Here is a 12,377-nt window from a genome sequence, read left to right as displayed (position 1 = left end):
TTCACTTCTCCATCGCGCGTTGCAGCGCTGCAGCTACGCGGGCTGGGCCCGGGAAATAGTCCCATTCCTGGGCATGCGGATAGGGTGTATCCCAACCGGTGACGCGCTCGATCGGCGCTTCCAGGTGATAAAAACAATGTTCTTGCACCAGCGCCACCAACTCGGCGCCGAAGCCGCTGGTGCGGGTGGCCTCATGCAGCACCACGCAGCGGCCGGTCTTCTTGACCGAGTTGACGATTGCCGCCAGGTCGAGCGGCCAGATGCTACGCAGATCGATGATTTCCGCGTCTATACCGGTCTCCTTGGCCGCCGCTTCGGCCACGTAGACCATGGTGCCGTAGGTGATCACCGTCAGGTCGCGGCCCGGCCTGAAGATCGTCGCTTGATCCAGTGGCAGGCTGTAATACCCCTCAGGTACCAAACCCAGCGGATGACTGGACCACGGCGTGGACGGGCGGTCGTGATGCCCATCAAATGGGCCGTTATACAGGCGCTTGGGCTCCAGGAATATCACCGGGTCGTCGCACTCGATGGCGGCAATCAACAAGCCCTTGGCGTCATAGGGGTTGGTCGGCATCAGCGTGCGCAGGCCGCAGACATGGGTGAACAAGGCTTCGGGGCTTTGGCTATGTGTCTGGCCGCCGTAAATGCCGCCGCCGCAAGGCATACGCAGGGTCAGCGGCGCGGTGAAGTCGCCGGCCGAGCGGTACCGCAAGCGCGCCGCCTCGGAAACGATCTGATCCGAGGCCGGGTAGAAATAGTCCGCGAACTGAATCTCGGCCACCGGCCGCAGCCCGTAAGCGCCCATGCCGACAGCCACACCGACGATGCCGCCTTCAGATATCGGCGCGTCAAACACGCGCTGATCGCCGTATTTCTTCTGCAGCCCATCGGTGCAGCGGAAGACGCCGCCAAAGTAGCCGACGTCCTGGCCAAAAATCACCACATCGGGATCGCGCGCCAGCATCACATCCATGGCCGAGCGCAGCGCCTGGATCATGGTCATGGGGACGCCTCTTTGCTCGTTCTCTTGCTGCATCTCTTGTTCCATCATTCCCGGCCTCCAAAGCGGCGCGCCTCTGCCATCTGCTGCTGCAGATGAGCCGGCATTTCCTTGTAAACATCCTCGAACATCGAGGCAATGCTCGGAATATGGCCATCGGCCAGGGTGCCGAAGGCTTCGGCTTCTTTCTGGGCCTTGATGATTTCTGCCTCCAACTCTTTTTGCGCCGCTTCATGCTGCGCGTCCGACCATTCGCCCAAGGCGATCAGATGAGCTTTCAGTCGCTCGATCGGATCGCCCAAGGGGAAGCGTTGCCATTCGTCGGCGGGTCGGTACTTGCTCGGGTCATCCGAGGTCGAATGCGGCCCAGCTCGGTAGGTCACCCATTCGATCAGCGTCGGACCCAGATTGCGCCGGGCCCGCTCAGCCGCCCATTTAGAGACTGCGTAAACGGCCAGGAAGTCATTGCCGTCCACCCGCAGCGACGCGATGCCGCAACCGGAACCGCGAGCGGCAAAAGTCGTGCCCTCGCCGCCAGCAATCGCCTGGAAGGTCGAGATCGCCCATTGGTTGTTGACCACGTTGAGGATCACCGGCGCGCGGTAGACATGGGCGAAGGTCAAGGCGGTGTGAAAGTCGGCCTCGGCGGTGGCGCCGTCGCCGATCCAGCCCGAGGCGATGCGGGTGTCGCCCTTGATGGCCGAGGCCATCGCCCAGCCGACGGCCTGGATGAACTGGGTCGCAAGGTTTCCGCTGATGCTGAAAAAACCGGCCTGCTTGATCGAATACATCACCGGCAACTGCCGCCCCTTCAGCGGGTCGTGCGAGTTCGAGAGCAACTGGCAAATCATCTCGACCAAGGGCACGTCGTCGCGCGCCATCAGCAGGCTTTGCTGACGATAGGTCGGGAAGCACATATCGCCGTCGCCGAGCGCCATCGCATGCGCGCTGCCGATCGCCTCCTCGCCCAGGCTCTGCATATAGAACGAGAGCTTTTTCTGTCGCTGAGCGATCAACATGCGCCCATCAAACACGCGCGTTTTCAGCATCGTGCGCAGGCCTCGGCGCAGTTGCTCCGGGCTCAGTTGCGGCGCCCACGGGCCCGTCGCCAAGCCGCGCTCATCCAGCACGCGGATGAGGCTGTAGGCCAAATCCGCGGTGTCAACAGCGGCGACGTCAATGGCCGGTTTACGCACCGCACCGGCTGGCGATAGATGCAAATAGGAAAAATCCGTGTGGCAGCCGGGCCGGCCGGTCGGCTCCGGCACGTGCAAGCGCAGGCATCCGCCAGCGATCGGGGCTTCGGTCTTCATGCGTATCTCACTCCTGCGCGGATCTCGCGCCCAAGCAATACAAAATCGTAACAAGCAGGCTCAGCGGTGCTGCACAGCCCCTCGCACGGCAGATGCGCCAGGGTCACCGGCGGCTCAGCCGTAGCGTAGCGGATCGCCGGGCCTGATTTGATCAAGCCGGACAAAACAGCCCTCGGAGAAACCCTTGGGGCCTCGCCGCAGCGGCGCCACGACCTTGCGAACCATTGCTCACGACCGAGGCGGGTAGAAATGCACGATGCCGGCCTTGCCCTGAAAAAATAGCCCCCTGAATCGGGGGAAATCGCGCTCTCGCTGGGCGAGCAAGCGAGAAAATCCGCAACAATGGCTTAGCGAGGGGAGTCGGTCACAAAGGGCCAATGAACTATGGAGCACAGCTCGCAAGACACGCTTGAAACCGAGAAGCAGCAGCGCGCCGAGCTATTGGCCATCCAGCTGCAATTGACTCGCATGGAGTTAAAGGCAGCCAGCGCGGCGCTGGCACATTTCGAGCAGGACACTGCCGAGGGTGAGGCGACGCCGGCCAACGCACTCTTTGCGCAGATCCTGACTTTGCTGATGCGTTTGCGCGCCGACATCGGGGCAGCCGACAGCGCTTTGTTGGAACAAGCGCTGGAATTGGCGAGAGCTGCCGCCGCGCTACCCAACGAGCCGCTGATTGAAGCAGCGGCGCTGCATACGCTGGCCTTGCTACAAGCTCGCATGCGCATGCACCATGGCGCTTTGACCCAGCTCAGCCGAGCCTATGAGTTGACGCAGGGTGAAGGGGAAGCCGAGTTAGCCGACGCCATTCAGAATTCCCGTGCCACGGTGCTGACCTTGGGCGAGATGTTCGAAGACCTGCTGAGCCTGGCGGAGCAGATATTGCCCAGGCGCAGCCATATGACGCCGCTGAGTGTTCATCGTTTGCTGGTCAGTGCGGCCACGGCCTGCTTTGTCTTGGCCGACGAACAGATGGCGCCGGCCGGAGCGCCGCTTTGGCTGCGCTGCAAAGCCATGCATGAAGATGCGCTGAGCGTGGCCGTGGAACATGGACTCGCGACCAGTGCCTTGGCCAGCCACCTCAATCTGTCCTTCGTCGAGAGCTTGGTCGGCGACACCGCTCAGGCGCGGCTCCATCTGGATGCCTTGAATGACCCCGCTGTCCAGGAAATGCGTGAGCAATTCGCCGGCGCCGGCTTGGGCATTGAGCTGTCGCGTCGATTGATCGAATGGCGCGAACGAGGCAGCGCCGCCGCTTGGCAGCAAGTGCTGGCCTTTGAAATGGAACTCAGAAACCAAGGCGAAGCGACCAAGTTCGTGCGTGAGTATGCTTTGCGGTCGATTGCCCGTCACGGCCAGGCGGCCGGCGACGCTGGCGCCGCTGTGCAAGCAAGCCACAGCCTGCTGGATGTCTATCGCCAACGAATGCGCGCCATTTCGGCCACCCTGTCGACTGCGGTGCAAGACGTGGTGGCCTTGCAGCACAGCCGCATCGAGAACGAACAGCTGACCCGGCAAGGCAATCGGCTTGAACAGTCTTTGGCTGCACGCAATGCCGAACTGAGCCAGACCTTGGCTCGCTTGCAAACCGAGGCCAGCATCCGACGAGCGGCCGAGGCGGCTTTGCAACAGGCCAATGAAGAATTGGAGGCGCGCGTAGCGGCCCGCACGCATGAGCTGGAGCAGGCCTCGCGGGCGTTGGCGCAGCAAGAAAAGCAGTTGGCACTGGGCCGTATGGTCGTGGGCATGGCGCATGAGCTAAACACGCCGCTGGGCAATGCTCGCATGGGCGCATCGGTCATCCATGACCGCGCCATCGAGTTGGAGCTATGGCTCAACGAAGGTCAGGTTCGCCGCCAAGCGCTGACGGAGACCGCCAGCTCCTTGCAGCAATGCTCCTCGCTCGTGGACCGCTCGCTGGAAAGCGCCACCGCGCTGGTGCAACGCCTGAAAGCGCTCTCCAGCGACAGCGCGCAAGAATCCGCTCAAGACTTTGATGTTTGCTCGCTCATGCGCAACACCTTGGCCCAGCAACAAGCAAGCTTGGACGCTGCCAGCGTCTGCTGTGAGTGCGATATGCCGGCCCAACTGCCGATGCACGGCCCCATGCATGCGCTGGGCGACGTGCTGAAGGAACTGCTGGATAACGCCATTGAGCATGGCCTCAAGCAGGCAGATGACCCGCAACTCAAGGTGAGTTTGCAGGTTCAGCAAGACAGGCTGGTGCTGCGCCTGAGGGACAACGGTTGCGGCATTTCGGCCGAGGCTTTGCCGCGCATATTTGACCCTTTTTACAGCGGCCAGTTGGGTCGCTCAGGTGCCGGCCTGGGCCTGAGTGTCGTGCGCATGTTGGTGGAAGAAATGCTGCATGGACAGATCGCCGTGCAGAGCCAAATTGGCCTTGGAACGCAGGTTGAGCTGACCCTGCCTTTGCGCTGAGCGGCTGTGAACGCCTCAGCGCTGGGGTCTTCAGGCGTGGATATCCAGCATCGTGCCCGATGCTTCCAGCTGAGTTTGCAAGACCCTCAGATTCGCCACAAAGGCATAGGTGGCTGATTTTTGGGTCATCAAATCGGCTTCCATCGCATTGCCGACCGAGTTGACTTGGCGCAGCTGACCCTTGACGCCGCCGGACTCCAAAGTTTGCGCTTCCACCTGCTGGCGGCGGAAGTCCGTAGTCTGAGTGTTAGCGATATTGTTGGCGGACGCGCGCAAGCGCTCGTTAGCCACGGAGATGCCGGACAGGGCGGTGGACAGACCGATGGACATGGCGAAACTCCGTACTGCTTGGTGAATGCCTGGATTCTGAAGACATCATCGGCAGGCTGCGCCAGAACTTTAGAAAAGAAGGGATATTTCCCGTCAGTTCTTCACGCCATGCTCAATTCACCGCCCAACAGCGCCCTGTCGAAAAAAAGCCCACCGCGAAATGGGTGGGCTGATCCGCAGGCAAGAGTTTTAAGCTAGCCCGCCAACTCCTCATAGCCGCCGGCCGAAATAAAGACCCGCACGCTGTCGCCACCGGCCGCCTTGGCCTCGGTGCAGGCCAATACGGCCGCGCCAATCACCGCATCAACGGTTTCCAACGTCGCTTGCAGCTGCACCACGCCGACACAGGCCTTGACGCGCGTGCGGTGCAAGCCCCAGCGCAGGCGGAAGCCGGCAATGCCGGAGCGCATTTTCTCTGCCACGATTTCGGCGTAATGCTGGTCGCAATTGGGCAGCAGCACCGCAAAGCAATCGTTCTCCAGCCGCGCAACCAAGTCGGAGGCTCGCACCTTGGTTATCAGCAGCTGACCCAGGCCGTACAGGAAATGGTCGCCCACCTCCACGCCCATGCCAGCGATGACCTCGGAAAAATGATCTACATCGACCCAAAGCACCGAAACCGGTTCATGCCGCCGGCTGCCAACATGCTCGGCCAAGCGACGCTCAAACTCGCGCCGGTTAGCCAACTCGGTCAAGGCGTCATGCTTGGCCGTCCAGGTCGGCTGCATACGCAAGGCCCGCGCTGCCGTGACATCGTCCAGCAACCACAGCGCCTCACCCGCCGGCACATCCCAGTGCACCGGGGTGGCCTGCAGGCGGCCCCAAAAACGGCTGCCGTCGCGCCGCACATACTCAAACTCATCATCCAAGGGCTTGCCGCTGACAAAAGCCGCCGCCATGCGCTCTTGTACGGAACTCAGCGCTGCCTCCGAGACGTAAACGCTGCGCGTAGGCTGGCCCGTCAAATCTGTGTCATCGCCGTGGCCGAACAGGTGATTGAAATGCTCGCTGACCACGGCAAAGGTTCCGTCCTTGACGAAACCAATGGCCATGGGCGCCCGCACCAACAAGGCCCGCATACGCGCGGCGCCTACGTCCTGCGCGCCTTGGGCACCTTCCCCTGAATTTGCTTCTTGCATCTGCAACTCCTATGACGGTGGCTTCACCGAATCTCGACTATCGCAGGTGTAAGGCATTTAGGCCACGCAGAAAACCCGGAACAAGCCCGCGATTCAATCTCTTTTGATCCGACACGGGGGGATTTCCTCTACACCAAGGGCGCTATCTGCTCTGCGTAGTCATAAAGCGCGCCAAGGATTTCCTGTCCATGCTCATCGGCAGTCTCGCTCAGCTGATCGATCTGCTCAAAATGCGCTGACAGGGTCTGCGCACCACCCTGCCCCTCATGGAGTCGGCCCGCGCAATGTGCGGTCCATCGTTCTTGTTCGGCCGGGCTTAAGCTGGCCGGCCAATTGCGCGCCCTGAAACGGAACACCAACTCGTCCAGCCTCGAATCGGTAAAACTCAGCTTGCCCTCCTCCGCGCGCTGCGTCAGTTGCTCTGGTGTGAGGCTACGCAGACGCGTCAGGGCACGCCGGTCATCCGGACCAACAAAGCCACCGTACAGGTCTTCGTCAACGTCGGGCAGGCTGGGAGCTTTCTCGCGCTTGAACACCTCACCCCATAGACCGTCAAGCGCCCGCCCATTCTTGTCCATCAACAGTTGCGCATGGGCCAAGCCCTGCGCCATATCCAAGCCCCAGCGGGCGGCGAGATCGGGGGACAGCGTCTTCAGATTGGCAATCACGATCGGCGACTTGTTGATGTGAATGGTCTTGATCGGCAGGCGAGTTAGGCCTTCCGCCAAATCTTCTTGCTTCACGAACAAGCGAGCGCGAATATCTCCCGCGCTCAGCGTCAATAACTCGGCAGGATTGACGGCCAGATCCCAGACGATCAGCTCATTTTTATTGGTCGGATGCGGTGCAAGAGGCCAAACCATGGCGATGCAGCCTCGCTCCGGGCCGTACATGCCGGAGACGTGCAGGAACGGTCGACCCACACCAATTTCCGCCCACACAGCGTCCTTCTTACGCAAGCGGAGACAAAACTCGAACAGCTTGGGCTGCGCAGTCTTCAACAATCTGGCCAGCGCGATGGTGGCGCGCACATCGCTGAGCGCATCATGCGCAGCCTCGTGCGCAAGGCCATTGGCGGCGGTCAGGTGCTCCAGCTTGAAAGAAGGCCGCCCGTCTTCGTGCTTGGGCCACTCAATGCCCTGGGGTCGCAAGGCATAGGCGCAACGCACGACATCCAGAATATCCCAGCGGCCACACTCGTTTTGCCATTCGCGAGCATAGGGGTCAATCAAATTGCGCCAAAACAGATGGCGCGTCACTTCATCATCAAAACGGATCGAGTTATAGCCAACACCGACGGTGCCAGGCTCGGCCAATGCCGCCTCGATCGCGTCGGCAAATTGGTGCTCTAGCACACCTTTTTCGAGGCAAGTCTGCGGCAAGATGCCTGTCAACAAACAAGCCTCCGGGTCTGGCAAAAAGTCAGGCGCCGGCTGGCAGTACAGCATCAAGGGCTCGCCAATTTCGTTCAGATCGGCATCGGTGCGCAGACCAGCGAACTGCGCCGGTCGGTCGCGCCGCGGAACTCGGCCGAAAGTTTCGTAGTCATGCCAAAAAAAGGTGTGCTCGTTCATGGCCGGCAGATTAACGCATTGGTGCATTGCCCAGGCCGGAGTAACTCAGACCGTATAGATCGATTGCGAAATCCAGCCAATCAACTCTTGAATCGCGCCAAAGAGGGGAAAGCACACAAACAAACTCCCATAAAGAGAAACCCTCCGGAGCCCGAGGGCGGCGGAGGGTGAGTGGCTGACGCCACCTTTGGGGCTCTAAGGCAATTTGCCGAAGGGCTCCTGGCGCGCAATGATTGCGCCAGAGGTTGTGCCTTAAACAGGCAATTCAACTTTAGGGGATACCCTCCAGATTTTCAAGGCCTGGATGCAGGCGACGCGGATGCTCCAAACAATTGTTCAAACAAGTGATCGGACTTTCGTTGCACTTCGGCCGTCATGGTGATCGGCTGCCCCCATTCGCGCGTGGTTTCGCCTGGCCACTTATTGGTTGCGTCTAGCCCCATTTTCCCGCCCAGACCGCTCACAGGCGAGGCAAAGTCGAGGTAGTCGATTGGCGTGCCGTCGACCAAAGTCGTGTCACGGACCGGATCCATTCGCGTCGTGATCGCCCAAACCACTTCCTTCCAGTCACGAATGTTGATGTCATCATCGACCACGACAATGAACTTGGTGTACATGAACTGGCGCAAATAGCTCCACAAACCAAACATCAGCCGTTTGGCATGGCCGGGATAGGCTTTCTTTATCGAGATGACGGCCATGCGATAGCTGCACCCCTCGGGCGGCAAATAGAAATCGACGATCTCGCTGAATTGTTTTTGCAAAATCGGCACGAACACCTCATTCAAGGCCACACCCAAAATGGCGGGCTCGTCCGGTGGCTTGCCGGTGTAGGTCGAGTGGTAAATCGGCTGGCTGCGCTGCGTTAAGCGCCGTACTTCAACGACCGGAAACCAATCTTGCTCGTTGTAATAACCGGTATGGTCGCCAAACGGTCCCTCAAGTGCGTGCAGGTAGCCCCCCTTCTCTTTCAGGCGAACGCCGTCTTCACTGAGACCGGTGTAGCCGGCAGGGGCAGCCGGTATGCAGCCTTCCAAGACAATCTCGGCACTGGCGGGCACTTGCAACATGCGCCCGTTTTGACCCGCACCGCTGTCCACCAACTCGGTCCGCGATCCTCGCAACAAGCCAGCGAATTGATACTCAGACAATGAGTCGGGCACCGGTGTGACAGCCCCCAGAATCGTCGCCGGATCAGCACCGAGCGCGACCACCAATGGAAATGGCTGACCGGGATTGGCCAGCGCGAAGTCTCGAAAATCCAAAGCCCCACCACGGTGAGCCAACCAGCGCATGATCACCTGATTGCGAGCGATGACTTGCTGGCGGTAAATCCCTAAGTTCTGCCGCGCACGCGGCTGTGCGACGTTCTGGGGTCCACGGGTGACCACCAGGCCCCAGGTGATCAGTGGCCCAATGTCGCCAGGCCAGCAGGTCTGGATTGGCAAGGCCTTCAAGTCGACGTCCGGCCCTTCAAATGTTTCTTGCTGGCAAGCGGCCTTGCGCACCACGCTGGGCTTCATATCCCACAAGGATTTCAGCATATGCAAAAGTCGGCCTGCATCCTTGATACCTTTTGGCGGCTCAGGCTCTTTAAGACTGGCCAACACATGCCCCACATCGCGCAAATCCTGCAGGCTTCGAGCCCCCATGCCAAGGGCTACACGCTCGGTCGTACCAAATAGGTTGGTCAGCACGACGCTCTGATGTCCGACGGGATTTTCGAACAGCAGCGCCGGGCCGCCCGCGCGCAAAACGCGATCGCTCAAGGCCGTTATTTCCAAAATTGGAGACACAGGCTCAGCAATTCGCCGCAACTGGCCCATAGCTTCTAAACCGTGAATGAATTCACGTAGATCACGGTACTTCATAACTAATAGTAATTTAAAAGACGGTTTATAAGCTTGACGGGTTATCTTTGAACCTTAGAATCCGCTCGTCCTGCTAATCCAGGGTAAACCCGTGTCTTTGCCTTGGGAGGGCGAAGACGCCCCGCTGCCAATGGACGGCAACCCAGTTCAGCCGAATTGACCTAGATCGATTCGCCTGCTTAGGGTCCGGCCCATTATCACTGCCGCATCCCTGCCTGTGCGCTACAGCGCCATGGCGGTGGGCGGTAGAGAACAAAGGAGTCGCATGACAGCGCGTCTAGAAATTTTGTCCCTGGCACGCAATACCGGTGCCGCCTTGTCTTTGTTCGCTCGCGACATCGGCCAAGGATTGCTCGTGGTAAGCCATAACACCCTGGCTCTCGTGGGTTTGGCAGTCGTTGCCCTTGGTTTAACTTTTGCCAGTCAAGTTGACTTGCAGCAGCGCCTGGAGGGCCATGCCTTGGGTTGGCTGCATGACCGCGAAGAAGCGCGCGCATTGGCCGAAGGTAACACCTTGTTCGGCAGCAATGAGCCCGAAGCTGTCAATCGGGCCACAGCATCGGATCCCAAGGATCTGCCAAGGCAGCAGGCCGCGATCGCGCATTGGCTGGCCGGCAAGTACAAGGTTGCGCCCGAGCCTATCAGCCGTTTGGTGCAAGAAGCTTGGTCCGTTGGCCAACGTGCGCAGGTCGAACCCACCTTGATTCTGGCCATCATGGCGATTGAATCCAGCTTCAATCCCTTTGCACAAAGCTCGGTCGGTGCGCAAGGCCTGATGCAGGTACTGACGAGCGTACACAACGACAAATACAAGGCCTTCGGCGGCAATCTCGCCGCTTTTGATCCGATCACGAATCTGCGGGTTGGCGTGCAGGTGCTCAAGGAAAGCATTCAGAGAGCCGGCAGTGTTGACGAAGGCCTGAAGCACTATGTAGGTGCGGCTAACTTGCCCGATGATGGTGGCTATGCGCAAAGAGTACTGGCCATGCACGAACAAATGAAAGCCGTAGCGGCAGGTCGCAAACCGATCGACAAACCGATACGCGAAAGCCAGCCCTTAAAGAGCTCGCCCCCTGACATCGAAGCCAGAATCAGCGATGAGCGGGTCGCAATGGCACGCTAATTGGTTTTCTGACTGATTGGCTGGCCCTTGCGTCCAGCATGTCATGTAACTGAATGCCTTACAGCAGGCGCTACACTCCAAATTCTGCGCGACTGGCGATCAAGGTTGCGCCCTGCAAGGGTCTGTGCTTTTTTAAGCACAGTGGGCCAATCAGGGGCACCCCAAGGTGGTAGACCACCGGGAAGCGCGGACAGCTTCTAGCGTTCAGAAGCTGTTTTCAGCCGTTCGCCTGGGCAGCCTTGTCTTGCCGAGCCCCTTAAGGGCTGACAAGTCGGGGACTCCACTTTTTGAGCATTGCACCCACCTATGTTTGACCGTAGCACTTCCACTCTTGCGCTTGTCGACCCCGATTTGTGGGCCGCCGTTCAAAACGAGAACCAGCGTCAAGAAGACCATATTGAGCTGATCGCTTCAGAAAACTACACCTCGCCTGCTGTCATGCAGGCGCAGGGGAGTCAGCTGACCAACAAATACGCCGAAGGCTATCCCGGCAAGCGCTATTACGGCGGCTGCGAATATGTCGACGTGGTCGAACAATTGGCGATCGACCGGATCAAGCAATTGTTTGGTGCCGAGAACGCCAATGTGCAGCCGAATTCTGGCTCACAAGCTAATCAAGGCGTGTTCTTTGCATTGCTGCAGCCCGGCGACACCATCATGGGTATGAGCTTGTCGGAAGGTGGTCACTTGACCCACGGCATGCCTTTGAATATGAGCGGCAAGTGGTTCAAGGTTGTCAGCTACGGCTTGGACGCCAACGAAGCGATCGACTATGACGCGATGGAGCGCACCGCACGCGAGCACAAGCCTAAGCTGATCATCGCTGGGGCGTCGGCCTACAGCTTGCGCATTGACTTTGAGCGCTTTGCCAAAATTGCCAAGGAAATCGGCGCCTACTTCATGGTCGACATGGCGCATTACGCGGGCTTGATCGCTGCCGGCGTCTACCCGAACCCGGTGCCGCATGCCGACGTGGTGACCTCCACCACTCACAAGAGCCTGCGCGGCCCGCGCGGCGGCATCATCCTGATGAAGGATCATGTCGCCAAGCAAATCAATAGCGCCATCTTCCCTGGCATTCAAGGTGGCCCCTTGATGCACGTGATTGCCGGCAAGGCCGTGGCCTTCAAGGAAGCCCTGACCCCGGAATTCAAGGCCTACCAAGAACAAGTGCTGAAAAATGCGGTCGTTTTGGCCGAAGAATTGATCAAGCGCGGCCTTCGAATTGTGTCCGGGCGCACCGAGAGCCATGTGATGCTGGTTGACCTGCGTCCGAAGAACATGACGGGCAAGGAAGCCGAAGCCGTCTTGGGTCGCGCGCATATGACTTGTAACAAGAATGGCATTCCCAATGACCCGCAAAAGCCCATGGTCACCAGCGGCATTCGCCTGGGGACGCCGGCCATGACGACTCGCGGTTTCAAAGAAGAGCAGGTTCGCTTGACCGCCAACTTGATCGCCGATGTCCTGGATAATCCCAACGACGAGGCGAATCTGGAGGCGGTGCGCGCCAAGGTTGCCGCGCTCACGCGCGACTTCCCTGTCTACCGCTGATAGACCTTTCATAAGCCCCTGCTGAACAGCC

9 protein-coding genes and 1 riboswitch are annotated in these 12,377 nt (G+C 59.7%); of the genes, 3 read left to right on the top strand and 6 right to left on the bottom strand.

Annotated features, from left to right (window positions below; genetic code table 11):
• Position 1: 1 nt before the first annotated feature.
• Together PRZ03_RS15270 and PRZ03_RS15265 are read right to left on the bottom strand one after the other, a co-directional pair.
• The gene (locus PRZ03_RS15270; RefSeq protein WP_273601107.1) at positions 2–1,054 is read right to left on the bottom strand and encodes an alpha-ketoacid dehydrogenase subunit beta; all 1,053 of its coding nucleotides are present in this window, start codon (positions 1,052–1,054) and stop codon (positions 2–4) included.
• Positions 1,051–2,316 carry a 3-methyl-2-oxobutanoate dehydrogenase (2-methylpropanoyl-transferring) subunit alpha gene (locus PRZ03_RS15265; RefSeq protein ID WP_273601106.1) on the bottom strand — a complete coding sequence of 422 codons (1,266 nt, stop codon included), beginning with the start codon at positions 2,314–2,316 and terminating at the stop codon, positions 1,051–1,053. The genes PRZ03_RS15270 and PRZ03_RS15265 overlap by 4 nt, the downstream gene beginning before the upstream one ends.
• Before the next feature lie 384 nt (positions 2,317–2,700).
• Between PRZ03_RS15265 and PRZ03_RS15260 the strand changes: the two genes are divergently transcribed.
• Positions 2,701–4,755: a sensor histidine kinase gene (locus PRZ03_RS15260; RefSeq protein ID WP_273601105.1), complete on the top strand. Its 2,055-nt coding sequence runs from the start codon at positions 2,701–2,703 to the stop codon at positions 4,753–4,755.
• A gap of 30 nt (positions 4,756–4,785) precedes the next feature.
• On the opposite strand, the gene PRZ03_RS15255 is transcribed toward PRZ03_RS15260, so the two are convergent.
• The 4 genes from PRZ03_RS15255 to PRZ03_RS15240 all read right to left on the bottom strand — a co-directional run bounded on the left by PRZ03_RS15255 (position 4,786) and on the right by PRZ03_RS15240 (position 9,669).
• The gene (locus PRZ03_RS15255; protein WP_263535456.1) at positions 4,786–5,085 is read right to left on the bottom strand and encodes a flagellar basal body rod protein; all 300 of its coding nucleotides are present in this window, start codon (positions 5,083–5,085) and stop codon (positions 4,786–4,788) included.
• 194 nt (positions 5,086–5,279) lie between these two features.
• Positions 5,280–6,224: a sensor domain-containing diguanylate cyclase gene (locus PRZ03_RS15250; RefSeq protein ID WP_263535455.1), complete on the bottom strand. Its 945-nt coding sequence runs from the start codon at positions 6,222–6,224 to the stop codon at positions 5,280–5,282.
• Positions 6,225–6,352: 128 nt separating this feature from the next.
• Complete coding sequence (gene sbcB / locus PRZ03_RS15245) at positions 6,353–7,798, bottom strand: exodeoxyribonuclease I (RefSeq protein ID WP_273601103.1); 1,446 nt, start codon at positions 7,796–7,798, stop codon at positions 6,353–6,355.
• 293 nt (positions 7,799–8,091) lie between these two features.
• Positions 8,092–9,669: a UbiD family decarboxylase gene (locus tag PRZ03_RS15240; protein ID WP_273601102.1), complete on the bottom strand. Its 1,578-nt coding sequence runs from the start codon at positions 9,667–9,669 to the stop codon at positions 8,092–8,094.
• Between the two features lie 265 nt (positions 9,670–9,934).
• Here PRZ03_RS15240 and PRZ03_RS15235 point away from each other — a divergent pair, with 265 nt between their 5' ends.
• The gene (locus tag PRZ03_RS15235) at positions 9,935–10,792 is read left to right on the top strand and encodes a lytic transglycosylase domain-containing protein (protein WP_273601101.1); all 858 of its coding nucleotides are present in this window, start codon (positions 9,935–9,937) and stop codon (positions 10,790–10,792) included.
• 78 nt (positions 10,793–10,870) lie between these two features.
• Positions 10,871–11,034, top strand: a riboswitch (ZMP/ZTP riboswitch).
• Positions 11,035–11,098: 64 nt separating this feature from the next.
• Positions 11,099–12,346 carry a serine hydroxymethyltransferase gene (gene glyA, locus PRZ03_RS15230; protein WP_263535451.1) on the top strand — a complete coding sequence of 416 codons (1,248 nt, stop codon included), beginning with the start codon at positions 11,099–11,101 and terminating at the stop codon, positions 12,344–12,346.
• Positions 12,347–12,377: the final 31 nt, after the last annotated feature.

Origin of the sequence: Roseateles albus (genome assembly GCF_028595345.1) — a bacterium.
GTDB lineage: Bacteria > Pseudomonadota > Gammaproteobacteria > Burkholderiales > Burkholderiaceae_C > Paucibacter_A > Paucibacter_A albus.
Note: the sequence above shows the minus strand (reverse complement) of the source record. Positions and strands in the feature narration are given on the sequence as shown.

What these genes read in the sequence shown, in the direction of transcription:
- PRZ03_RS15255 (WP_263535456.1), bottom strand. Translation starts at nt 5,085, where the DNA reads ATGTCCATCGGTCTGTCCACCGCCCTGTCCGGCATCTCCGTGGCTAAC.
- PRZ03_RS15270 (WP_273601107.1), bottom strand. Translation starts at nt 1,054, where the DNA reads ATGATGGAACAAGAGATGCAGCAAGAGAACGAGCAAAGAGGCGTCCCC.
- PRZ03_RS15240 (WP_273601102.1), bottom strand. Translation starts at nt 9,669, where the DNA reads ATGAAGTACCGTGATCTACGTGAATTCATTCACGGTTTAGAAGCTATG.
- PRZ03_RS15235 (WP_273601101.1), top strand. Translation starts at nt 9,935, where the DNA reads ATGACAGCGCGTCTAGAAATTTTGTCCCTGGCACGCAATACCGGTGCC.
- PRZ03_RS15250 (WP_263535455.1), bottom strand. Translation starts at nt 6,224, where the DNA reads ATGCAAGAAGCAAATTCAGGGGAAGGTGCCCAAGGCGCGCAGGACGTA.
- sbcB (WP_273601103.1), bottom strand. Translation starts at nt 7,798, where the DNA reads ATGAACGAGCACACCTTTTTTTGGCATGACTACGAAACTTTCGGCCGA.
- PRZ03_RS15260 (WP_273601105.1), top strand. Translation starts at nt 2,701, where the DNA reads ATGGAGCACAGCTCGCAAGACACGCTTGAAACCGAGAAGCAGCAGCGC.
- glyA (WP_263535451.1), top strand. Translation starts at nt 11,099, where the DNA reads ATGTTTGACCGTAGCACTTCCACTCTTGCGCTTGTCGACCCCGATTTG.
- PRZ03_RS15265 (WP_273601106.1), bottom strand. Translation starts at nt 2,316, where the DNA reads ATGAAGACCGAAGCCCCGATCGCTGGCGGATGCCTGCGCTTGCACGTG.